General features: G+C 67.6%; 22 protein-coding genes and 1 tRNA gene. 7 read left to right on the top strand and 16 right to left on the bottom strand.

Annotated features, from left to right (window positions below; all coding sequences use genetic code 11):
• Window positions 1-4 precede the first annotated feature (4 nt).
• Entirely contained in the window at window positions 5-634 is a 630-nt protein-coding gene (locus tag NL1_RS10150; RefSeq protein ID WP_067836976.1) for a LysE/ArgO family amino acid transporter, read from the bottom strand.
• 67 nt (window positions 635-701) lie between these two features.
• Between NL1_RS10150 and NL1_RS10145 the strand changes: the two genes are divergently transcribed.
• Window positions 702-1,586 carry a LysR family transcriptional regulator ArgP gene (locus NL1_RS10145; RefSeq protein WP_067836974.1) on the top strand — a complete coding sequence of 295 codons (885 nt, stop codon included), beginning with the start codon at window positions 702-704 and terminating at the stop codon, window positions 1,584-1,586.
• Window positions 1,587-1,623: 37 nt separating this feature from the next.
• Here the strand turns inward: NL1_RS10145 and NL1_RS10140 are convergent, their stop codons facing one another.
• From NL1_RS10140 to NL1_RS10125, 4 genes are all read right to left on the bottom strand, one after another.
• Entirely contained in the window at window positions 1,624-2,547 is a 924-nt protein-coding gene (locus NL1_RS10140; RefSeq protein WP_067836971.1) for a hypothetical protein, read from the bottom strand.
• Window positions 2,548-2,701: 154 nt separating this feature from the next.
• A complete protein-coding gene (locus tag NL1_RS10135) occupies window positions 2,702-3,124 on the bottom strand; it encodes a PaaI family thioesterase (RefSeq protein ID WP_162272704.1) in 423 nt (140 codons plus the stop codon).
• A 293-nt stretch (window positions 3,125-3,417) separates the two neighbouring features.
• Window positions 3,418-3,729: a pyrimidine/purine nucleoside phosphorylase gene (gene ppnP / locus NL1_RS10130; RefSeq protein WP_067836966.1), complete on the bottom strand. Its 312-nt coding sequence runs from the start codon at window positions 3,727-3,729 to the stop codon at window positions 3,418-3,420.
• A gap of 103 nt (window positions 3,730-3,832) precedes the next feature.
• A complete protein-coding gene (locus tag NL1_RS10125) occupies window positions 3,833-4,180 on the bottom strand; it encodes a winged helix-turn-helix transcriptional regulator (RefSeq protein WP_067836963.1) in 348 nt (115 codons plus the stop codon).
• 69 nt (window positions 4,181-4,249) lie between these two features.
• Between NL1_RS10125 and NL1_RS10120 the strand changes: the two genes are divergently transcribed.
• Together NL1_RS10120 and NL1_RS10110 are read left to right on the top strand one after the other, a co-directional pair.
• On the top strand, window positions 4,250-5,017 hold the full coding sequence (locus NL1_RS10120) for an SDR family oxidoreductase (RefSeq protein ID WP_245673171.1): 768 nt from the start codon (window positions 4,250-4,252) through the stop codon (window positions 5,015-5,017).
• Between the two features lie 419 nt (window positions 5,018-5,436).
• Window positions 5,437-6,990 carry an acyl-CoA carboxylase subunit beta gene (locus tag NL1_RS10110; protein WP_067837139.1) on the top strand — a complete coding sequence of 518 codons (1,554 nt, stop codon included), beginning with the start codon at window positions 5,437-5,439 and terminating at the stop codon, window positions 6,988-6,990.
• A gap of 129 nt (window positions 6,991-7,119) precedes the next feature.
• On the opposite strand, the gene NL1_RS10105 is transcribed toward NL1_RS10110, so the two are convergent.
• On the bottom strand, window positions 7,120-7,539 hold the full coding sequence (locus NL1_RS10105) for an ester cyclase (protein WP_067836958.1): 420 nt from the start codon (window positions 7,537-7,539) through the stop codon (window positions 7,120-7,122).
• A gap of 21 nt (window positions 7,540-7,560) precedes the next feature.
• Window positions 7,561-8,364, bottom strand: a complete 804-nt coding sequence (locus tag NL1_RS10100) for an SDR family NAD(P)-dependent oxidoreductase (protein ID WP_245673170.1) — start codon at window positions 8,362-8,364, stop codon at window positions 7,561-7,563.
• Between the two features lie 58 nt (window positions 8,365-8,422).
• On the opposite strand from NL1_RS10100, the gene NL1_RS10095 reads away from it, so the two are divergent.
• The 3 genes from NL1_RS10095 to NL1_RS10090 all read left to right on the top strand — a co-directional run bounded on the left by NL1_RS10095 (window position 8,423) and on the right by NL1_RS10090 (window position 11,180).
• Window positions 8,423-9,085, top strand: a complete 663-nt coding sequence (locus NL1_RS10095) for a TetR family transcriptional regulator (protein ID WP_084510449.1) — start codon at window positions 8,423-8,425, stop codon at window positions 9,083-9,085.
• A 431-nt stretch (window positions 9,086-9,516) separates the two neighbouring features.
• Window positions 9,517-9,648, top strand: a complete 132-nt coding sequence (locus NL1_RS39905; RefSeq protein WP_281180807.1) for a hypothetical protein — start codon at window positions 9,517-9,519, stop codon at window positions 9,646-9,648.
• 62 nt (window positions 9,649-9,710) lie between these two features.
• On the top strand, window positions 9,711-11,180 hold the full coding sequence (locus NL1_RS10090; RefSeq protein ID WP_156094779.1) for a hypothetical protein: 1,470 nt from the start codon (window positions 9,711-9,713) through the stop codon (window positions 11,178-11,180).
• 266 nt (window positions 11,181-11,446) lie between these two features.
• On the opposite strand, the gene NL1_RS10085 is transcribed toward NL1_RS10090, so the two are convergent.
• Entirely contained in the window at window positions 11,447-12,043 is a 597-nt protein-coding gene (locus NL1_RS10085) for a flavodoxin family protein (RefSeq protein ID WP_444980016.1), read from the bottom strand.
• A 285-nt stretch (window positions 12,044-12,328) separates the two neighbouring features.
• Window positions 12,329-12,401, bottom strand: a tRNA-Asn gene (locus tag NL1_RS10080).
• A 222-nt stretch (window positions 12,402-12,623) separates the two neighbouring features.
• On the opposite strand from NL1_RS10080, the gene NL1_RS10075 reads away from it, so the two are divergent.
• Window positions 12,624-12,869, top strand: coding sequence for a hypothetical protein (locus NL1_RS10075; RefSeq protein ID WP_067836943.1), 246 nt, complete (start codon window positions 12,624-12,626; stop codon window positions 12,867-12,869).
• 145 nt (window positions 12,870-13,014) lie between these two features.
• Here NL1_RS10075 and dnaG read toward each other — a convergent pair whose 3' ends face one another.
• The 7 genes from dnaG to NL1_RS10040 form a co-directional block, all read right to left on the bottom strand.
• Window positions 13,015-14,925, bottom strand: a complete 1,911-nt coding sequence (dnaG, locus tag NL1_RS10070; RefSeq protein WP_067836941.1) for a DNA primase — start codon at window positions 14,923-14,925, stop codon at window positions 13,015-13,017.
• A gap of 149 nt (window positions 14,926-15,074) precedes the next feature.
• Window positions 15,075-16,334: a deoxyguanosinetriphosphate triphosphohydrolase gene (locus NL1_RS10065; protein WP_067837138.1), complete on the bottom strand. Its 1,260-nt coding sequence runs from the start codon at window positions 16,332-16,334 to the stop codon at window positions 15,075-15,077.
• Between the two features lie 5 nt (window positions 16,335-16,339).
• Window positions 16,340-16,918 (bottom strand): YdcF family protein, encoded by a 579-nt coding sequence (locus NL1_RS10060; protein WP_156094785.1) that lies wholly within the window; start codon window positions 16,916-16,918, stop codon window positions 16,340-16,342.
• 385 nt (window positions 16,919-17,303) lie between these two features.
• Complete coding sequence (locus NL1_RS10055) at window positions 17,304-18,287, bottom strand: hypothetical protein (RefSeq protein ID WP_067836939.1); 984 nt, start codon at window positions 18,285-18,287, stop codon at window positions 17,304-17,306.
• A gap of 8 nt (window positions 18,288-18,295) precedes the next feature.
• Complete coding sequence (locus tag NL1_RS10050; protein ID WP_067836936.1) at window positions 18,296-18,511, bottom strand: hypothetical protein; 216 nt, start codon at window positions 18,509-18,511, stop codon at window positions 18,296-18,298.
• Window positions 18,512-18,564: 53 nt separating this feature from the next.
• On the bottom strand, window positions 18,565-19,563 hold the full coding sequence (locus NL1_RS10045; RefSeq protein ID WP_067836933.1) for an alpha/beta hydrolase: 999 nt from the start codon (window positions 19,561-19,563) through the stop codon (window positions 18,565-18,567).
• Window positions 19,564-19,739: 176 nt separating this feature from the next.
• Window positions 19,740-20,990, bottom strand: a complete 1,251-nt coding sequence (locus NL1_RS10040) for a PucR family transcriptional regulator (RefSeq protein ID WP_067836930.1) — start codon at window positions 20,988-20,990, stop codon at window positions 19,740-19,742.
• Between the last annotated feature and the right edge of the window lie 365 nt (window positions 20,991-21,355).

The following is a 21,355-nucleotide window of genomic DNA, read 5'->3' as shown; positions in this document are numbered from 1 at the left end:
CACCTCAGCTCGAGAGAACCAGTCCCGCCGCAAGGGCGAACATCACCAGCGCGATCGCCGAATCCAGTACCCGCCAGGCCGTCGGGCGGGCGAACAGCGGACCCAGGAGGCGGGCGCCGAACCCGAGCGCAACGAACCAGAGGATGCTGGCCAGCATCGCGCCCGCGCCGAGGAACCAGCGTTCCGGCGGCGCATAGGTGTTGGCGAAGGAGCCGAGCAGCAGGACCGTGTCCAGGTAGACGTGCGGGTTCAGCCAGGTCAGCGCCAGACCGGTGAGGACGGTCGCACCGAGCGCCACCGACGTGCCCGCGCCGTCGGCGGTGAGTGTGCCGCCGGACAGCGCGCGCCGCGCCGCGAGCACGCCGTAGCCGACGAGGAACGCCGCACCTGCGTAGCGCACCACCGTCACCACCGAGGGCAGCGATTCCACCAGCGCCCCGAAACCGGCGATGCCCGCGGCGATCAGCACCATGTCCGACAGCACGCACACCGCGACCACCGCGGCGACGTGCTGCCCGCGCACGCCTTGGCGCAGCACGAAGGCATTCTGCGCGCCGATCGCGACGATCAGCGACAGCCCGAAACCCAGACCGGAGAGTGCGGCGAAGCCCGCGGAGGAAAACGTCACGTCCATCGACGTTAAGCCGGGTCATCTAACCAGACAAGCTAAAGATTCTGAAGCATCATTAGACTTTCTTAACATGGATCTGCAGCTCGATCAGCTCAAGGCGCTCAACGCGGCCGTCACGGAAGGAACCTTCGAAGCCGCCGCGCGCAGGCTCCGGGTCACACCCTCCGCGGTCAGCCAGCGCATCAAGGCGCTCGAAGACGCGGCGGGTCGCATTCTGCTGCAACGCACCAAACCTGTGCGCGCCACCGAATCCGGGCTCGCCGTGCTGCGTCTCGCCCGCCAGATCGACCTGCTCACCGGCGACACCGCCCGCGAACTCGGCGACGCCGACCACCCGGTCGACCGCCCGATTCGCCTCCCCATCGCCGTAAACGCCGATTCCCTGGAGACCTGGGTCATGCCCGCCCTCCGCGACGCACCGCCCGGCGTGTGCTTCGAAATCCATCGCGAGGACGAGGAACACACCACCGCGCTGCTGCACGACGGCACCGTCATGGCGGCCATCACCGCCACCGCGAAGCCGGTGCAGGGCTGCAAGGTCGACAAGCTCGGCGCCATGCGGTACCGCCCGATGGCCAGCCCCGCGTTCGCCCGCACCTGGTTCGCCGACGGGCCCACCGCCAAGGCCTACTCCGTCGCGCCCGTCGTCATGTTCGACCGAAAGGACGACCTCCAGGATCGCCACCTCCGCCGCCGCACCCGTCAACCGATCGACCCGCCCCGCCACTACGTTCCGTCGTCCACCGCCTACGGCACGGCGGTGCGCCTCGGCCTCGGCTGGGGCATGCTGCCGGACCTGCAGACCGCCGGTGACCCGCCGACGAGTTTGGTTCCAATAGACGGGGATTCGTTCATCGACGTGCCACTGTACTGGCAGCAGTGGAAGTTGCATTCGCCCGCGCTGAGCGCGATCGCGGGCGCGATCGCCGAGGCGGCCGCGGCGGCGTTGCGCTGAGTGTGCCCGTTGCTCGGCTTTCTGGGATTCGCCAGGGTCAGTTCATAGTGCCCTGCATAGGGATGTAGATTTCGGCGGCTTCGACGAAGGCCGAGCCGGTCAGTTCGGCGAGGGCCAGGGCTTCGTCGATCTTGCGGAGGGCCTTGCGGACGTAGGGGCGGTCGTCCCATTGGTCGCCCACCGCGGTGAGCGGTTCGGCATTGCGGGACAGCCAGTCTCGCAAGGGCCGGATGTCCGAAGGCGCGGCGTAACCGCCGATCGCGTAGTTGGCGGGGATGGTCCAGTGGGATTCCCAGTCCAGCGAAGGGAATTCGGTGGGGAGGGACCCGAACAGCGGCGCGTTGTCGGAAAGCGGTGCGTAGCCGTCGGTTGTGGCGTGTTCGGCCAATTCGGTGGGCCAGACCTTGCCGCGCTCGATCCAGCCGGGGAGCAGGGCGGCAAGGAATTCGACCAGGCAGAACTGGGCGTTGCCGGTCAGCGCGTCACCGGCGGGGATCTCGTCGCCATCGCCGTTACGGATGGTCGGGCGGCCCGCGCGGACGGCCGACGCCGCCCCGCGGAGCAGGTCGAGCTTCCAGCGGAAGCCGGTGGCGAGGTGCTCGTCGGCGGGCAGGGTGCCGTTCATATCGGGTTCGACATGTTTCACCAAGGCCGGATCGAGGAGCGCGATCTGGCTGCGTGCCAGGTCATCAACCTCGTCGACGGTGGAATTGCAGTAGCGGACAACGGTTTCCGCGACGGTCGCCGGGTCGTCGGCCGTGACGAAGAAGGGGCGGCCCCAGATGTAGAGGAACGTGTCGAAAGCGCTGCCTTCGTAGGCCTTCCGGACGCCCAGTCCCCATGCATTCGCGCGGAAGCGGACCTTCGCCTGCCGTACCGCGTCGGCGATCAGATCGTCCAGATCGTCGTCGCCGCCGTGGCCGGCCAGGAACGGCGTGATCCGCTCCTCGACCAAGCGCATGTCGACAGGGTGAAAGCTGATGTCGTAACCCATATTTGACCCCCGGTGTTGATTCTGTAGCAGTCACTGTAGCGGCCGGGTCGGACAGGTTGCGGTGGTGGTATCCCGGTGGGCGGCCGCACGCCGAAAGCCTCGGCCATGCGCGCCCCAGGCGTCATCGAGAGCGTTTGCGCACGTAGAGTTCCTGGCTCGTCCGGGCGACCAGCTCGCCATCGGGGCCGACGAGATCGGCGGAGTGGTTGGTGCGGGAGACGCCGTCCGCCTCCAGATTTCGGCGGATGGCCGCCATCTCCTCGGGCGGCATTGCCATCGTCACCCGCACCAGTCCGCGACCGGGGCGGACGAATTCCGTTGTGGCCGTGGTGTTCCAGACTCGGTGTCCGTCACCCAGCTGCCACAGTGCCATCAGACCGAAGAACGGGTCGGTCATCATGGACAGGATGCCGCCGAACGCCACCCCTGCGTGGTTCTTGTTCCAGCCGCTCACCTTGTGTCGCACGGTGATGCTGGACCAATCGTCGGCGACGTGCTCGATGCGAACGCCACCCATCACAAAGACCGGATACGCGTTCGTCATCAGCCGAAACTGCCCGGCCGACAACTTCCGCAAAGTATTCGCCATGACCATGTGCTCCCCCTCGGTTCGCGATCACCCGATCGAGACAGTACCCACCGCGGGCACACGCAAACCTCTTGCGGAAACTCTCCGCGGCACCAGAAGCGAGGGAGAGAAATGGCGGGCTACTGTGCCGCCGACCTGACCGACGGGACGGTGACAGGTCGACTGCGGCCACTAGACGACTGCGGCCCGGGACGACAACTCCCGGCGAAACCGATCGGACGCTCCGTCCTCCGAGCGAGGTCCGGAACTCAGCCGAAGTGGCAGACGTAGTGCACCGTGTCGAGAACCTCGATCTGGAACGAGCTGTCGCCGGGCACGTTGAACGACTCGCCACCCTTGTAGGTGACGGCTTCGGTCGCACCCGCGAGAGTGACCTTGCACTCCCCCTCGATGAGCTCCATGATCTCCGGCGCACCCGTGGTGAAGGTCAGGGTCGCGGGCAGGATGACGCCCACCGACTTGGCGGTACCGTCGGCCAGCTCGATGCTGTGGCTGACGCACTTCCCGTCGAAGTAGACATTGGCCTTCTTCGTGACGCTGACATTCTCGAACTGCGACATGGTCTCTTTCCCGTGCTGAAGTGGAGCCGTCAGCCTACTGCAGCGACACCGTGACGCCCACGCCCACCTGGGAGAACGGCCGCGAGGGGCAAGATCCGCCCGGTCAGTCGTCCGCCTCCGGGAACACCGCCGCCCATCGCTGCGACCACTCCCACACCGGACGCAGCGCCTCGCCGAGTTCCCTTCCGGCCGTGGTCAATTCGTACGACTTATCGGGCTTCTTGACGATCAGCCCCGCCGCCTGAAGGTGCTGCAATCGCACCGACAGCATGCTCGACGAGCACTGCCCCATCCGGCGCCGCAGTTCGAGAAAGCCCAGCGTGCCGGGCTCCAACTCCCACACGATGCGCAGCATCCACCGCTGGCCGAGCAGTTCCATGGCGGCCAGCATCGGTTCGTTCGCGGAGTCGGCCTCGCCCCGCGACGGCTTCGCACCGCTTGCGCTTCTCATTTCGAACCACGATAGTGATTCTGTTTTAGAAGCAGTGGCGCGGGCGGCGGTCCGCCGAGGGAAAGGAACGTGGTGCACGAACAGGACATCTCGACCGACCGGCGAATCGCCCTCATCACCGGCGCCTCCCGCGGTATCGGCGCCGACACGGCCCGCATCCTCGCGGCCCGCGGCGACCACGTGATCGTCAACTACCGCGAGAAGCACCGCCGCGCCCAGACAATCGCCGACGAGATCACGGCCGCGGGCGGCAGCGCATCGATCGCGGGCGCGGATGTCTCCGACGAAGCCGCAGCCAGCGCACTGATCGCCGACATCACCGACCGCTTCGGCCGCCTGGATGTCTTGGTACTCAACGCATCCGGCGGCCTCGAACGCGACGCCGCCCCCGACTACGCCATGTCGATCAACCGCGATGCACAGCTACGCCTGACCCGACTCGCGTTGCCCCTCATGCCATCCGGGGCGCGAATCGTCTTCGTCACCAGTCACCAGGCCCACTTCCACGGCCGCAAACCCGTCCCCGCCGACTACGAACCCATCGCCGCCAGCAAACGCGCGGGCGAGGACGCCCTCCGCGCCCTCGTCCCCGAACTCGCCACCCGCGGCATCACCCTCACCGTCGTCTCCGGCGACATGATCGACGGCACCATCATCGTCCGACTCCTCGAACGCCGGAACCCCGACGCCGTCACCACCCGCCGCGACCACGGCCCCCTCCCCACCATCGAAGAATTCGCCACTGCCATCGCCGACGCCACCACGGGCTCATACGAATCCGGGCACACGGTCTACATCGGCGGCGACGACTACCTCGCGGGGGCGTCGATCAACTAGCGGCGCGCAAGCTTCGATGAGCCGGTTGGCGGTCGAGAAGGTGCTCCTGTCCAACCGGCTTGCCGCCTCCCGACAGCATGGTCGACGCGGGGCTCGACACGCGTTGTGCGGCGAGGTGCTTCTCGACGAACGAGTCCGGAAGCACCTGTACCGCTTCACCTTTCGCCTCCGCAATCCGCGCGGCACCCGCCTGCTCGACCAACTTCCCGAAACCCTCCGGGTCCGGCACGCGGAAGAAGCCAGGTGGCGTCGGCGTCGCTGACGGCGGGTTGACCTGTTGGAACTTGTTGGATGGAACGTGATGTGCGTCCGGCCCCGACTGTGATTTGTCCCGAGTATCCGGTTCAATGACGCATTCCGCGTCGATACCGCTTAACGTCGCGACGGCACAACAGTTGGTTTGGAAGGTGGCAGCGAGCGTGGCAGGTACCCAGGCGAAGATCGATGAACTGGCCAAGATCCTGACGATCGCTGAAGAACCGGCAGGTGAGGCCGGTGTCGCCAAGCGGGAGAAGAAGGGCATTCCGAGCGTTCGCCAGCGGGTGGACATGCTGCTCGACCGCGGGACGTTCATCGAGACCGGTGCGTTGGCTCGTCAGCCCGGCCAATCGGATGCTCTCTACGGTGACGGGTTGGTCACCGGTCGCGGGCTGATCGGGGGCCGTCCGGTGGTCGTGATCGCCCACGATCAGACCGTGTACGGCGGGTCGGTCGGTATCACCTCCGCCCGCAAGTTCATGCGGGCGCTGCAACTCGCGTTCGACAACGCGTGCCCGGTGGTGACGATCAACGATTCCGGCGGTGCGCGTATCCAGGACGCGGTGGGCTCGATCGCTTCGTTCGGTGATATTTCCCGGGTGTTGGAGAAGCTGTCCGGGTATGTGCCGCAGGTGTCGATCATTCTCGGCAAGTGCGCCGCGGGTTCGGTGTACGGGCCGATCAACACCGACGTGCTCATCGGTACCAAGGATTCCTACATGTTCGTCACCGGGCCGGAGGTGATCAAAGCCGTCAACGGTGAGGACATCAGCGCCGAGGACCTCGGTGGCGCCAAGGTCCAGGCCGAACGCGGCACCCTGCATCACGTGGCCGAGACCGAACAGGAAGCCTACGACTGGGCCCGCAACTACCTGAGCTACATGCCGACGAGCTGCCTCGAGCAACCGCCGATCGTGAACCCCGGCCTGGAGCCGGAGATCACCGCTTCCGATCGGGAGCTCGACAAGATCATCCCGGATTCCGATCGCTCCGGTTACGACATGCACGAGATCCTGCTGCGGATCTTCGACGACGGTGAATTTCACGAGATCCGCGCCGCGTTCGCCCCGAATCTGATCACCGGGTTCGCCAGAGTCGACGGATATCCGGTCGGTGTGATCGCCAACCAGCCGTTGGTGCTGGGCGGTTCCATCGACGCCGCCTGCTCGGACAAGTCGACCTACTTCATCCGGCTCTGCGACGCGTTCAATATCCCGCTGGTGTTCGTCGCCGACACCCCGGGCGTGCTGCCGGGGCTCGAGCAGGAAGCCAACGGTGTGATCATCCGCGGCGGCCGGGTCCCGCGGGCAATCATCGAGGCGACGGTCCCGATCATCAACCTGGTCGTGCGCAAGTCCTACGGCGGCGCCTACGGCATGATGGCGGCCCGGCAGGTGGGTGCCGATATCAGTTTCGCCTGGCCGACGGCCCGGATCGCGGTGATCGGCGCCGACAGCGCGGTCGACCTCATCGGCAGGCGGCAGTTGGCGGCGGTTCCGGAGGAGCATCGGGCAGCGGCGCGCGAGTTCATGGTCAACCAGTACAACGAGACGATCGCGACCCCGTGGATCGCCGCCGAACGCGGCTACATCGACGCGGTTATCGAACCGGCGCGCACCCGCCTGGAGATCCGGAGCGCGCTGCGCCTGTTGCGCGACAAGCCGCCGGTCAAGCCGGAATTCAACCCGCGCAAGCACCCGGTGTACCCGATGTGATCTTCCCGGACCATTCGGCATCCGCCGTTCGCTCCGGCCAGACCGGAGCGAACGGACAGTCATAGGGTCTTCCACGTCGTATCGAGGCGAGTCCTGCTCCGTCGGGTAGCGCGGATGAAGTTGGCGAGGTTATGTCGTGCCGGTGCCGACGCATCCGGTGAGTTGAGACAGGACTGCCGCGGTGTCGAGGAAGACGCGCTCGCCGATGACGTAGCCCTCGTCGTCGAAGGTGACGACGGCGACCATCTCGATGGCAATCGTGTTTCCGCTCGGCGCTATTCCCGCGTAGTGCCCGTCGTGGGTACCGTCGAAGCGAACCAGCGCGACACCAGTGGAATCTACTTGCCCGAGAGGCTGGATAGTGGCGGTGAGGTCGCTGAAACCGTCGAACAGCGCGGACTCTCGGGCAGCCAGCGCCGCAAGCCCTTGCTGCGGACCGGTCAGGGGTGAGTCGTAGGCGGCGGGCTCTCGCCACAGACCAACGACCTCATCGACGCTGTGCTTGTTCACTGCGGCCGCGGCCGCTCTGGCGAACTGCTGGACGAACATGTCGAACTCTTTCCGATTCGATCAATTGGTTTGGGATACAGGCGATTCCGGCCGGACGGAACGCTCGGCGAGCGCGATTGCCCACTTGGCGGGAATTCGGCCGGCGATGCGCGCCAGCACCGCGTTCGCCGTGCCGTCGACGATGTCCGGGCGGTTCGACCCGAGCGCGCACAAGGCCGCTTCGACGACCTGTTCGGGAGCACGCCGACTGCCGACCGAGGCGTCCTCGCCGGCGATCTCGAAGAATGCGGTGTCGGTGGCACCCGGGCTCACGGCAAGTACCTGGACCCCGGTGCCGCGGGTCTCGGACCAGAGCGCGCGGGTGAAGGACAGCACGTACGCCTTGGTCGCCGCGTACACCGCCATGTGCGGAACCGGCTGAAACGCGGCGGTGCTGGCCACATTGACAACGGCTCCGCGTCCGCGAGCGATCATGCCGGGCAACAGGATTGCGGTGAGCTCGGTCAAAGCGGTGATGTTCACCGCGATCTGACTCGAGACCGCCCCGAGGTCGGCATCGGCGAGGTCGCCGTGGATTCCGAGTCCCGCATTGTTGACGAGCGCATCGACGATGATCGCACGCTCGGCGAGCAGTTCGGCGACGCCCGCCGCGGCGCTCGGGGCGCTGAGGTCCGCGGGGATGACCTCCACGCTCGAACCGAATCGCGCGTGCAGTTCGTCGGCCTGTGCTCGCAATACCGCCTCCCTGCGGGCGACCAGAACGAGGTCACCACCGTCTGCGGCGACACGCGCGGCGAACGCGCGCCCGATACCCGATGACGCCCCGGTCACCAATACTCGCTGTCGGTCGAAATATCCGGCCACCACTACCTCCTTAATTAAACCTGCATGCCGGTCTAATTAATACCGCTATGCTGAGGCCATGGCAAGCCCCCACCGCAGCACGCCGGCCCGGCGACGCGTCGGCCGCCCGTCCGGCCCCACCGAACACGGAGCGGCATCCCGCGAGCGGATCCTCGATGCCGCCGCCGCTGTGTTCGCGCAGGTCGGTTACGACCGGGCACGCATGGCCGACGTCGTCGAAGCGAGCGGAATGACCAAGGGCTCGGTCTACTTTCATTTCGAGAGCAAGGAAGCCCTCGCCGTTGCCGTGCTCACCGAGAAGCACGCGCAATGGCTCGATCGGGTACAAGCACGACTGGCCACGGCACCCCCCGGGCTCCAACGGATGGAAGCGCTGCTGCCCGCCATGCTGGATCTCCACCGTGACGACCCCGACGCCTGGGTCATCTCGCGTCTTGCCCAGAACCTCGCCGAGGTGCCCGCGACCCGAATCCTCGCCACGGAACTGACCCGCCGATGGATCGACCGCGTCGCCGACCTCATTCGCGACGCCCAGCACATCGGTGAGGTATCAGACGGAGTCGACCCGGAACTGCTCGCCACCGTCCTCGTCGGCGCCTTCGACGGCCTGAAGATGACCATCGAGACAGTAAGCGACGACCCCCGCGCCGCCGATCAACAGCTCGAGGCCTGCGGCGCCCTCCTGCTGGCGATGATGCAGTCGGTCGCCCTGTCACGCTGATCGACTTCGAGAGTCCGCTGGCATGGAAAGCGCCGACCCCGGCATCGCCGTCCGACAACTGCCGGAGCCGCTGTTTCCTCGGCTCTTGCCCGCATGCCATCCCCCGAGCTGCAAGGAGCGCCTCGGCGGTGCTTGTCAGGGTCGTGCGCGCCACGGTGGCACGGCATGATGGCGGCCCGGCAGGTAGGTACCGATATCAGTTTCGCCTGGCCGACGGCCCGGATATGCCAGCTACGTATGTGCAAGTCGCCCACGGCAACTCGACTCGGCTTGTCCACGAACCCTGGCAAGTTGGGGTCGGCCGTCGTACTCGTCCCCGATCTCTGCGGACGGTTCCACTCAGCAGGAACTCCTCGCTTACACGTTGACGTTCAGTGTCGATTTGTAACATACTCGCCCGGTTCGGCGAGCATGAGCAGGGAGGTGCGTCGGTGACCGAGAACGGCCGAGCGGCGCTCGGAAGTCTTCGCGATGCGGATCGGTTCGATCTGCCGACCGTGCGAGCTGAGACGCTGGGCGTCGGTCTCGACACCGTCATGTTCGGACCGGCGGAGTGGCTGTGATGTTCCGGCACACCATCGGTCGAACTGCCGTCATCGTCGCGACCGGGCTGGTATTCACCGGCATGACAACGCATTCCGTGACCGTCGCCGACCCGGGCTGTGCACCGGTCGGCACCGTCGGCACCCCGGAGGTGACGGTCGACGAATCCACCGCCGGGCTGGAGACGTTGGCCCCGGCCGCCGCCGATCTGCCCACACAGGTCTACTTCCGCACCACCGCCGAGTCGTTCAACCGGCGCTGGGCATTCGCCACCCGCGACGGCCACGTCTACGTGAAAGAGTCGGCCGCCCACGGCGGTTGGCGCACCGTCGAACTTCCGGGCTGTTTGGCGGGCCGCGTCGTCGGTGTCTCCGCCGACGACGACGAGGTGATGGCCATCGACCGCGACGGCCGGTTCTTCACCATGGACCATGCGCTGAGCGCACCCCGCGACTGGAACTGGAGCAGCCGCTACGGCACCCCGTTGTGGACCGGACCCGGAAACAACCTTCCCCCAGGCACACTCGCCTGGTCCTGGTCAGTGCTCTCCCCCACCGAAGACCACGTCTGGCGGGACACGGCGGGCAATGACCACCCGGTCGGCGGGGCCAAGGTATCGCATGTCTTCGCGCTCACCCATGGCGGTCAGCGCATCCAGTACATCGACCCGTGGCTGCCGGTGGATCACAGCTACGAGATGTCCACCCCGTACGGCGGCCGCTTCCAGGCGGTCGCGCTGTCCACGGCCGCATCGACCTCCCTCATCGTCAACCGTTTCGGCGACTTCTACACGCGCCTCTACGATTTCGACATCTCCGGCGCCGACAAGGTGTTCTTCCGCTACGCCTACGACGATCAGCGCGGACTGCCCGAGGCACCGGACATGCTGGCCGAACGGGTGGACAGCCGCTACGCCGCCATCCAATTGCCCGCACCGGAGTGGGCGCAACAGCCGAAAGTGCCGGGCGAGATCACCGACCGCATCTCGATTCACAAGACCGGGCCCGGCTCGTCGGCGCGAGAACTGCGGGTCGAGGGCCGCGACGGTGGCCGAAACGGCTTCTGGACAAAGCAACTCACCGACGAGGCGTGGACGTTCGTCCCGACCGACCAGCCCCTCGTGGGGACCCCGCTGGACAATCCGCCGACGAACCGTTCACTGGACACGCTGGCGGCCCCCTCACCGTACGACTACCAGGGCGTCTCGCCGCGGGGCTGGAGCGCGCAGGTGCGCGAGTTCGATGTGGCTGCCACCCCCACTCCGCTCCGGATCGAGCTCAACGACGGCAGTGGAGTGGACCTGATACTGCACACCGTCGACGGATTGCGCCAGACACCGCAACGGCCGGGCATCACCAGCCAGCCAAGGCATTTCGACGGGACCATCGAACTGTCACCGGAACTGCTGGCCAGTCTGGACGCGCAATCAGAGGCGGTACGCGACTTCGTTCGAAACGTCCTGGGCGGGAACCGTTTCACCGACACCGCTGTCGTCGTCACCGATACCGGGTTCCACATCGCGCGGTTGGATCTGACCTTGAACCGATCCTGAGGGTGTGTGGGCCGTACCCGCGGTCCAGTCCTCACCTCGCTCCGGTCCGTATGGTCGACGGGTCATGCCGTCGAACGGCTCGCTGATCCTGTGACGGATCCTCGGTCCCGCACCGGTTTCGGGGTACGAGTTGAGCAGTTGCGGATGTGCGACGACCACTCACAGGTTCCAGCGTTGCCGCGCGGACCTGCCAGCCGGCTGGTTCGGCAGACCCGCGCCCCAGCCTTCCGACAGCTTCAGCGCGATGAGTACGGAGTCCGCAGCCGTCAGGACGTGGCGTCGACCCGAGCTCGCAGCCCTTCGGCGAACCTGCGCGCCGCCTCCAGATCCGTGGCGTCCGGCCGCTCCTTCCTGATACCGCCGACGAGCTTGAACGGAAGATAGGTGTCGAACGCACGACACGAGAAGGTATCGACCACCTCGAACCCCTTCTGCTCGAGCAGCCGCACGAGGGGGCGAGAGAAACGCTGGAACCGCACCTCGGGAAATCCGCTGGTGGCGAACACGAACGCCTTGCCGCGCCGCTCCCCTGGAAGCGCGCGAACGAATTCGCGCAACTGTGCGTGGAACGACCCCAGAAAGATCCCCGAACCGAATCCCACCAGGTCATAGTTGGCGAGCTCGGCCGCATCGACCTCATCGGGGCCAACGACGCGGGCCTCCAGAACCTCACCGATGACGTCGGCGACCCTCTTGGTGTTGCCATGCGACACCGAGGTGCACACGATGATGGCTTTCATGGCGATGTCCCCCTTCGCATCCCGCGTCGAGTGTGGCGCTCGTCGGATCGGGCCGCGGGATCTTGCCCGTCCAGCCCCGAGCCTAGCGGTTACGGTAATGCGCTCCGCCGCCGGAAGATCCATACGTTGCCGCGAATTCGAGCGTAGGCGGCATCACATCGACTTGCGGTCGACCTCGAGCCAGCCGGCCCTCCACTCATGTTGTTCTAGCGACGAGAGATCCTGGCGGCCGACTCGATGGCCGTTCGACGGTCCGGTTCTTGCGATGGTGACCGCTTGTTCTGACGAAGTTGTCTGACTACCCGACTTCACAGCGGACTTAGGCCACCTTGCCGAGTGGGGGCGTGTCGCTCGACCCCGAAAACCAGAAAAACCAGGGTCGAACTGGTAAGTTCGCCCTGGTCACTGCTCCCCCATCTGGACTCGAACCAGAAACCTGCCGATTAACAGTCGGCTGCTCTGCCAATTGAGCTATAGGGGACTATCCTGGGTGGCTCTCCCATACTGGGCGGGCCGAGGTGAAACTTTAGCGTATAGCCGGGCGGGTTCCCAAATCGCGCTTCTACCTGGGGTAACGCCGGGGTGCGTGTGGGGCGGGTGAGGCGTCGGGTGTCTCATGGGTAATGAGATACCGGATCGACAGGTGGACCGGGCGTCGGGCAGGATGGTAGCCGCGCACAGGCGATTGGGAGGAGCTCGAGGAATGCTGCGGTTGATCATCGGCGTCGCGGCCGGTTATGTGCTCGGCACTAAGGCCGGGCGGGCTCGCTACGAACAGATCAGCGCGGCCACGCGCGCGGTCACCTCGAGTCCGGTGACCCGAAAGCTGGTGCAGGTGGGGCGGCAGAGGCTGTCGGACAAGTTGAGCACACGTCCGCAGCTGGAGCCGATGGTGCCGTTGGACGAGCGCACCACCGTGCTCGTGCCGCACGATCAGTTGCGCCGCTGAGGGCCGCGCGCATCGAACGAACAGACGTACCACGACTCCGATCGGGTCGGCGGCTGTCGTTTCGAGTCAGTGCCTCGAGCCTCGATCAGCCGGCCGACTGTGCGGCAACCGACTCGGAAGCGTCTGAGCGACAGCTGCCCTGAGATCACCCAGCGGCGAAATCGTCGGAGTTCCCCATTGCCTGAGCCTCCAGGCTCTTCCGATACTGCTCCAGCGCGACGAGGTCGCCGAACAGCGCCATGTAGGCCTCGGTCTGTTCGCTGGCGGACAGCCGTTGCAGCTTGGATTTCAGTGTCGCGATCTGACGGCCGACCCATGCCTCCTGGGCCCGGGCGAGCACACCGGTGATGAAACGCGGGATGTCGTTGACGGATTTCACCGGCAGCGGCGCGTTGGCGAGTTCGGAGACCAGAGCGCGCAGGGTGAGGTCGTCGGTGGCGTCGGTGACGGCGTTGACCCATTCCGCGCCGCCCATTCCGGCGGACGCGCCGCCCGCTTCGGCGATCATGGTGCGGACCGCGACGTAGGCGGGGTGGGTGAACGCTTCGGTCTCCAGCGCGTCGAACACGGTGCCCGCGATCGCCGGGTATTGCAAAGCGGCGCAGAGGACTTGGCGTTGCGGCAGCAGCACCGGGTCGTTCGGATTGGGCCGGGCGGCGGGGTGCTCGGTGACCTTGGTGGTCGGCGCGGGCGTCTCGGCGCGGCGTGGACCGCCGAGGCGGTTGCGTTTGGCTTCCTCGCCGACGCGGCGCACCACGGTCTGGATGTCGTCCCAGCCGACCCAGCCCGCGAGGCGGGTGGCGTAGGCCTTGCGGGTGGCGTTGTCCTTGATCTGCGCGACCACGGGGATGGCGCGGCGCAGCGACTCCACCTGACCCTCGACCGTGTCCAGGTTGTGTTCGGCGAGCAGGCCGCGAATCACGAACTCGTACAGGGGGGTTCGCCGCGCGATCAGGTCGCGGACCGCGCCGTCGCCGGAGCGCTGGCGCAGATCGCACGGATCCTGGCCGTCGGGCGCGACGGCGATGTAGGTCTGGCCCGCCAGCTTCTGGTCGCCCGCGAAGGCCTTCAGCGCCGCCGCCTGCCCCGCCGCGTCGCCGTCGAAGGTGTAGATGATCTCGCCGCGCCAGAAGTTGTCGTCCATCAGCAGGCGGCGCAGGATCGCCATGTGCTCGTCGCCGAAGGCGGTGCCGCAGGAGGCGACAGCGGTCTTCACGCCCGCGAGGTGCATGGCCATGACGTCGGTGTAGCCCTCGACGACGACGGCTTGGCGGCCCTTGGCAATCTCGCGCTTGGCATGGTCGAGGCCGAACAGCACCTGAGATTTCTTGTACAGCAAGGTTTCCGGCGTGTTGACGTACTTGCCGGGCATGGTGTCGTCGTCGAAGATCTTGCGGGCGCCGAAGCCGATGACCTCGCCGCCGAGGTTGCGGATCGGCCACAGCAGGCGGCGGTGGAAGCGGTCGATGGGGCCGCGCTTGCCCTGTTTGGACAGGCCCGCCGCCTCCAGCTCCTTGAAGTCGAAGCCCTTGCGGAGCAGATACTTGGTGAGCACGTCCCAGCCGTCCGGGGCGTAGCCGCAGCCGAACTGGAGGGCCGCGTTGCCGTCGAAGTTGCGGTCGGTGAGGTATTTGCGCGCCGCCTCGGCCTCCGGCTCGCGCAGCCGGGCCATGTAGAACTCGTGCGCGGCCGCGTTGGCCGCGACCAGTCGGGCGCGGGTGCCGCGGTCGCGCTGCACCGAGGTGCCGCCGCCCTCGTAGTTGATCTGGTAGCCGATCCGGTCGGCCATCTGCTCGACGGCCTCGACGAAGCCGATGTGCTCGATCTTCTGCAGGAACTTGTAGACGTCCCCGCCCTCGCCGCAGCCGAAGCAGTGGAAAAGGCCGTGGTTGGGCCGCACATGGAACGACGGCGACTTCTCGTCGTGGAACGGGCATAGCCCCTTCATGGAGTCCGCCCCGGCCCGCTTCAGCGCGACGTACTCCCCCACCACGTCTTCGATCCGGACGCGTTCGCGTATTGCCGCGATATCGCGATCAGGGAGTCGTCCGGCCACGCGACGAGTCTAGCCAGTCCGGGCGGTACCGAGGCAGCGGCATCGGTTCTCGCGTCGGCGCGCTGCGTAGGCCGACCGGGAACTTCGGCGCGGCCGAACCAGGCCCCGGTGGGCCAGCGACGCGATGACGTAATGACGTAATGATTACGTCAACAGCCGAAGTAGTCGGCTAGGCGTTCGAGGCGGCTTTCGGTGTAGGAGGCGATCTGGTCGACGACGACGCGGATCTGGGCGGTGGGGGTGGTGGCGGCGTTCCACCACGGGAGGAGTTGGGGGTCGAGGTGGCGGGGGGCTTCGGCGTGCAGGCGGGCGGCTACGGCGAGGATGCGTTCGCGCTGGGCGGCCTGCCTGCGGCGGTGGTCGGGGTCGGACATGACGTAGCGGAGGGCGACGGTTTTGAGCATGGCCACTTCGGCGGCGGCGACCGGCGGGATCTCGAGGTCGGCGGCGTAGCGGGACAGCGGTTCGGGGCCCGCGATGGTGCGGGTGGCCATGATGGCGGCGGTGGCGAAGCGGCCGACGAGCTCGCTGGTGAGGCGTTTCAGGGCGACCGAGGCGGTGAGGGTGCCGTCGTAGCGGAAGACCGCGGCGACCACCGGAAGCTCCGACAGCCGCTGGGCGGCCTCGATCAGTTCGTCGGTGGAGAGGGTGCGGTGCTGGGCGTGGCCCATCCTGGCGAGTTCCTGCTGTTCGGACGGGTCGGCGAGGGCGCGCAGGTCGATGCGGCCCGCGATGATGCCGTCCTCGACGTCGTGCACCGAGTAGGCGACGTCGTCGGACCAGTCCATGACCTGGCATTCCAGGCTGCGCCTGCGGTCCGGCGCGCCCTTGCGTATCCACGCCAGCCGATCGACGTCGATGTCGTAGGCGCCGAACTTGGTGCCGGATCCCGTTCTGCCCCACGGGTATTTGATCGCCGCGTCGAGGGCGGCGCGGGTCAGGTTGAGCCCGGCGCTCGCACCGTCGGGGGCGAGCACCTTGGGTTCGAGGCGGGTGAGGATGCGGAGGTTCTGCGCGTTGCCCTCGAATCCGCCGTGCGCGTCGGCGAACTGGTCGAGCGCTGTCTCACCGTTGTGGCCGTAGGGCGGGTGGCCGATGTCGTGCGCGAGCCCGGCCAGATCGACCAGGTCGGGATCGCAGCGCAGACCGTCGGCGATGCTGCGGCCGATCTGGGCGACCTCCAGCGAGTGGGTGAGCCGGGTGCGCGGGGTGTCGCCGTCGCGCGGACCCATCACCTGGGTCTTGTCCGCGAGCCTGCGCAGCGCCGCGGAGTGCAGCACGCGGGCACGATCGCGAGCGAATTCGGTGCGGTGGCCGTTCTCGAACTCGCTGCGGGGCGGGGCGAGGCCCGCGGTCTTGGCGCTCTCGGCGACCATCCGTTCCCGGTCGTGGTCGGTGTAGCTGTGCATCGGCGTCACTGCCCCGCGGTGTAGGGGAAGTCGGCGGAGAAGTGCGTCAGCTGATACCACAGCAGCGCGAACGTTTCCCTGGCGATGCCGTGTGCCTGGGATTCGCGGGTGTAGACGGCGGGGCCGGTGCGGGTGGGCGCGGTCCACGCGTGCAGCCCGGCATCGCGGGCCATGGTGCGGGTGCGCAGGGAATGCCACGGGTCGCTGACCAGCACCGCGGAGGACATGTCGCGCGCCTTCATGGCGAGGGCGACGGCCTCGACGCTGCGCAGCGTGTCCGAGCCGGTCTCGACGGCGAGGATGCGGTCGGCCGGTACGCCGCGCCGCTGGAGATAGTTCTTCCCGGAGGCCGCCTCGGTGTAGAGATCGCCCTCCTGCTTACCGCCGACGGTGATCACTCGCGGCGCGACGCCGGCCCGAAACAGCTGGTAGGCCTGGTCGAGGCGAGCCTCGAATACCGAGGACGGCGTCCCGGAATACTGTGCGGCGCCCAGCACCACGATCGCGTCGGCCTTGGTGTAGTCGTCGATCCGCGCGACCTGCCAGACCCGAAAAGCGGTGCCGCCGACCAACACCAGGCCCATCAGCACCGCGGCGATCAGGATTCGCCGTGTCCAGCGCAGCACACCGGCGCCGGCCCCGCGCGCGAGGCCGGATTCGTGCGCCGAGGCCGCCGTGCTGCGCTGGGGTGCCGAAATCACTCCACCAAGTTTGCCAGGTCACCCCGGCACGCGGAGGGGCTCCACGGCTGACGTGGCCGCATCGATACGCGAAGGGCTCCGGCCCGCGGCCCGCATCCGGCGGCGCCGCGCCGACCCATAAGCGAATCCGCCCGGATCGGCCGCGGCGAATCGCACTGCCGCCCTGACGAATCCGTATTCGCCTGCAAGTCGAGGTGAAAAGACCGCGCCGCAGCACCGAAAGACGCGCGGTCTCCCTCCTCATCTCGTCCGGTCGACGAGATCGAGGTCACTTCGTCCGGTCGACGAGATCGAGGAGATCGCTCCGTTCCCCAGGCTCGAGCGACTCGCCGACTGCGTGCAGTGTGCGCCGAGCCTCCGGCGTGGTCGCCTGTTCAGACAGCGCGCCGACCACACCGGCGTCGCCTTGGCGCAACCGGTCGGCAATCGAGCGCAGGTGGCGCTGGTCCACCGCGGACAGCACGGTGAGCAGCTCCACCACCGCCTCACCGCGGGTGGCGACGGCGAGCAGCCGATCGAGCCCCGTCGCGTCGAGATCGTCGAGGAACCGGTCGCCGAGTTCGCGGCGCAGCTCGGGCTCCAGCCGAGACAGCACCGAGATCCCGGCGATCAACGTCTCGTCCGAGCTCGCCGATGCGGCCAGGATGATGGCGACGCGGCGCTCAGGTGGCAGCACCCGGACGACGTCGTTCAGCCGGTCGGCGGACGGCGTCAGCGCCGCGGTGCGCAGCAGCCCTTCGTCGTCGGCGATGCCGCGCTCGAAACCGCGGACCAGCTCGTCGGTGGCGTGCTCGACGAAGCGCGCGGAGGTGACGTAGTCGCGCCGGCGCAGCAGCTCGTTCGAGGCGGGCACCAGCACCTCCGCGGGCACCCTCGGGGCGAGCACCGGGATGGCCCTCGGGTCGAGGAAGGGCGCAGCGTCGGCCATGTACTCCGGTGTGAGCTTGGCGAGCAGCCCCGCCGCTCGGTCGGGATGATCGAGCCCGATCGCTCCCCCGGCGCGACCGCCGACCTCGGCGGGCACCGCCTCCAACACCACCTTGGCGGCGAGCGCGTTGGGCACCAGCGGCGCGAGTTTGCTCACCCTGGCGAAGGTGGCGGCGTGCGCGTCGAATAGACGATCGGAGATGCGTTCCCGTAGTTCCCGCAGGTTCTGTGCGCCGAGCCTGGTCAGTCCGGCGAGATCGGCGGGGTCGGCGTTCAGCGTCTGGGCCAGCATCTCCAGCTGGCCGCGGGTCAGCAGATCGGTCATCGTGTCGCCTACTTTCCGAACAGGATCTTGCGGGCCGGGATGCGCACGAGTCTCGGCAGCACCTCGAGCGCGTCGTCGATGGCCGCGTCGAGGCTGCCCCGCTGCTGTTGTTCGGCGCGGCGCAGGAGGATCAACAGTGTCGTCGCCTCCTCGTCGGTGAGCTGGTCGAGGATCTCGCGCGGCTCGGCCAGTTCGGCGAGCAGCTCGGTTTTCGAATCGGTCATCCCGGTGGGGCTCCTGGGTGTCGTAAAACGTTGACTGGTCGAGGTGTTCGCGATCAGGCGGTGCGGCGCTCGGCCTGCTGCCAGAGCGTGCGGTCGAGGAAGCCGCCGATCTCGCGGACGGCCTCGGCGGCTTCCGGCACGATCGAGGCCGCGGCCTGGAAGACGTGCACCTGCCCTGGCCAGATCTGGAGTTCACAGGGCACGCCGTGGGCGGCCAGGCGTTCCACCATGAGTTCGGCGTCGGGGTAGACGAATTCGGTAGAGCTGGCCTGAATCAGGGTGGGCGGCAAGCCGGTCAGGTCGGCGTGCGCAGGCGACATCAAAGGCGTTGTTCCGCCGGTGCGCTCGGCGAGAAGGCCGAAGATCGGCACGGCGCGGACCGGGAAGACCGCGCAGACACCGCCGGTCGGCGCGGCGAGCTTCGCGGTGAAATCCCAGTCGGTGAGCGGCGACATGGCGACGATCGCGGCGGGCATCGGCAGACCCTGCCGCCGGATCTCCAACGCTGTCGCGAAGACGAGGTACCCGCCAGCGGAATCGCCCATCAGGGTGATGTGCTCCGGCGCGACACCCCTCTCCAGCGCGTACCGATACCCGTCGACGCAATCCGACACCGCCTCGGCGATACCGGTTTTGGGCATCTTGCGGTAACCGACCGCGAGGATCCGCGCCGCGAGCGTGTCGGCGAAGCGGCCGACCATCTGGTGGTGCAGGGTCCGGTTCCCGACGAGGAACGCGCCGCCGTGCAGGTAGAGCACGAACCGGGATGCGTCGACGGTGCGCGGTGTGGTGAGCTCGGCTCCGCAGTGCGGCAACGCAATACGCCGCCGGGTCAGGCCGGGCGCGTTGCGCAGTACCCGCCCGAGATGGTCGACCACGCCGTACGGCCACGGCAGGTCCGGGTAGCGCGACCAGAGGGTGATGAACGGCCGCACGGAGTACCTGATGGCCGCGTCGAGAACGCGGGATCGGAAACTGCCGCCCGCGAAGTCCGTGCGCAGCGGATTCGGTTGGGGGCGTGAGGCGGAACGGTCCACGTCGACCGAATTCATGGTGGCAGCCCTTCTCGTGCTCGGGGTCCCCGGCCCGCACGAGCACTTCGAGCCCGTGCCAACGCCGATGACCACGTTGTGATCTCGTCACAAGTATCGGCAACCGTCTGAGTCGGTGTCACTGCATCGATGCGAGAATACGACCTGCCGCGTTAGTCACGCGGAACGAATCACGGTCAGATCGGGTCGGCTGCCGCGGGGGGTGTCGGCGGGTAGAGGCGGTAGACCATCAATGCCGCCGCGAGCAGGCGGGATTCGGTGGGATCGGAGGGGTCGAAGCCGGTCAGTTCGGCGACGCGGCGCAGGCGGTAGCTGAAGCTGTTGGGGTGCAGGTGCACTTCGGCCGCCGCCGCCTTGCGATCGGCCCCGTGCCGCATGTGCGCGTCCAGCGCCTCCAGCAGATGCGGGTACGGCTCGAGCGGAATGATGCGCTGCGCCAATCGTTCCCGGGACCGCCCCGGCCGGGTCAGCTGGTACTCCAGCATCAGGTCGTCCAGCACGTAGGTGCCGGTCGGCAGACCGAGTGCCCTGGCGAGGTCGCCGAGTTCGGCCGCCTCGCTCGCCGCTGCCACCAGTTCGCCGCGCGGCACCGATCCGGCGTCGATGACGACGACCGCGCTGCCGAGCCGCGCCGCGAGCGCCGCACCCAGTTCCGTGTACGGGGAATCGATCGACGGGTCGGCGGCCGTCGGCAGCAGCGCGATACCGGTCGTGCCGTCGAAGGTGTTGAGCGCCGTGGTCGCGGCGAGTGTGTCGAGTACCTGCTGCACCAAGCGGATTCGGCGTCGGGCCACCACGGTGTCGACCCTCGGATCCGCCTGCTCGAGCGGGACGACGTGGATGGCGAGCACGTCGTAGCGATCGGCCAGTGCGATGTCGGCGCGCGCGGCCAGTTCGGCGGTCTCGACGCCGCGAAGCAGGGCGGCGCACAGCAACCTGCGCGCCTCTCGTTCGCTGCCGTAGATGGATTGCTCCACGTCGCTGTGCGTCTCGGACATGGACACGGTCATGTTGGCCAGCAATTCCAGCAGCAGGTCGGAGAAGGCCAAGAGGTCCCGCAGGTCGTCGGGTCCGGCGAGCGACCCGGCCTCCGCCCAGAGGTGACGCACAGAACCGAACAGGGCAAGGATCAAGGCCCGCAACGGAATTCGATCCTCGGCGTGGCGCTGCACGACCGGTACGACGAACTCGGCGACCTCTTCGGGAGTGCAGGCCCGCCCCGCGTCGAGCGCCGCGAGGAAGGCCCCGGTCCCGGCGACGATCGCCGGGACGACCTCGTCGTTGAAATGCCCGGCGGGCAGCGCCTCTGCGCCGGGGATCGCCGCGATTCCGGCGTCGAGCAGTTCGGTGAAAAGATCGGTGAGGCGCGGCAGGAGCCGGGTGATGATCGGGGCGTCGATCGAGAGCTGAGGCAGCACTGCGGGCATTGCGGCATTCTGACCGCACGCTCATGTTGCTGCAAGTTCCCCCGAAGGCGCAGATCGGCTCACGCGACAAAGCACGGCGCAGTGCGGTCCGAACCGGCCCTCCGCACCGGCCGGTGAGCTGGGGCGAAACGGCCCGAGCGCCACGCGTTTAGTCTCTCGAAACTAATCGGCATAGTCGATCTTCTCGCCGATGTGCAGTGACAAGGTTCGCGGCATCCCCCTAGATTCGGACACCGGCCGGGCTATGGCTCGAGTCACAAGCCGAGCACGGCGGAAAGGAAGCGGCGAACTTGGTGGGGACCTTCCGCGATATTTCGCGAGCGGCCGCGCGGGACGGGGGTGGTCCGGCAATGTTGCGCACAGTT

Source organism: Nocardia lijiangensis NBRC 108240, assembly GCF_001613045.1.
In the GTDB taxonomy this organism is placed as follows: domain Bacteria; phylum Actinomycetota; class Actinomycetes; order Mycobacteriales; family Mycobacteriaceae; genus Nocardia; species Nocardia lijiangensis.
Note: the sequence above shows the minus strand (reverse complement) of the source record. Positions and strands in the feature narration are given on the sequence as shown.

Bases quoted from the DNA above. Each gene is read 5' to 3' on its own strand.
- NL1_RS10150 (WP_067836976.1), bottom strand. From the start codon at position 634: ATGGACGTGACGTTTTCCTCCGCGGGCTTCGCCGCACTCTCCGGTCTG.
- NL1_RS10145 (WP_067836974.1), top strand. From the start codon at position 702: ATGGATCTGCAGCTCGATCAGCTCAAGGCGCTCAACGCGGCCGTCACG.
- NL1_RS10140 (WP_067836971.1), bottom strand. From the start codon at position 2,547: ATGCGCTTGGTCGAGGAGCGGATCACGCCGTTCCTGGCCGGCCACGGC.
- NL1_RS10135 (WP_162272704.1), bottom strand. From the start codon at position 3,124: ATGACGAACGCGTATCCGGTCTTTGTGATGGGTGGCGTTCGCATCGAG.
- ppnP (WP_067836966.1), bottom strand. From the start codon at position 3,729: ATGTCGCAGTTCGAGAATGTCAGCGTCACGAAGAAGGCCAATGTCTAC.
- NL1_RS10125 (WP_067836963.1), bottom strand. From the start codon at position 4,180: ATGAGAAGCGCAAGCGGTGCGAAGCCGTCGCGGGGCGAGGCCGACTCC.
- NL1_RS10105 (WP_067836958.1), bottom strand. From the start codon at position 7,539: ATGTTCGTCCAGCAGTTCGCCAGAGCGGCCGCGGCCGCAGTGAACAAG.
- NL1_RS10095 (WP_084510449.1), top strand. From the start codon at position 8,423: ATGGCAAGCCCCCACCGCAGCACGCCGGCCCGGCGACGCGTCGGCCGC.
- NL1_RS10090 (WP_156094779.1), top strand. From the start codon at position 9,711: ATGACAACGCATTCCGTGACCGTCGCCGACCCGGGCTGTGCACCGGTC.
- NL1_RS10085 (WP_444980016.1), bottom strand. From the start codon at position 12,043: ATGGATCTTCCGGCGGCGGAGCGCATTACCGTAACCGCTAGGCTCGGG.
- NL1_RS10075 (WP_067836943.1), top strand. From the start codon at position 12,624: ATGCTGCGGTTGATCATCGGCGTCGCGGCCGGTTATGTGCTCGGCACT.
- NL1_RS10065 (WP_067837138.1), bottom strand. From the start codon at position 16,334: ATGCACAGCTACACCGACCACGACCGGGAACGGATGGTCGCCGAGAGC.
- NL1_RS10060 (WP_156094785.1), bottom strand. From the start codon at position 16,918: ATGGGCCTGGTGTTGGTCGGCGGCACCGCTTTTCGGGTCTGGCAGGTC.
- NL1_RS10055 (WP_067836939.1), bottom strand. From the start codon at position 18,287: ATGACCGATCTGCTGACCCGCGGCCAGCTGGAGATGCTGGCCCAGACG.
- NL1_RS10050 (WP_067836936.1), bottom strand. From the start codon at position 18,511: ATGACCGATTCGAAAACCGAGCTGCTCGCCGAACTGGCCGAGCCGCGC.
- NL1_RS10045 (WP_067836933.1), bottom strand. From the start codon at position 19,563: ATGAATTCGGTCGACGTGGACCGTTCCGCCTCACGCCCCCAACCGAAT.
- NL1_RS10040 (WP_067836930.1), bottom strand. From the start codon at position 20,990: ATGCCCGCAGTGCTGCCTCAGCTCTCGATCGACGCCCCGATCATCACC.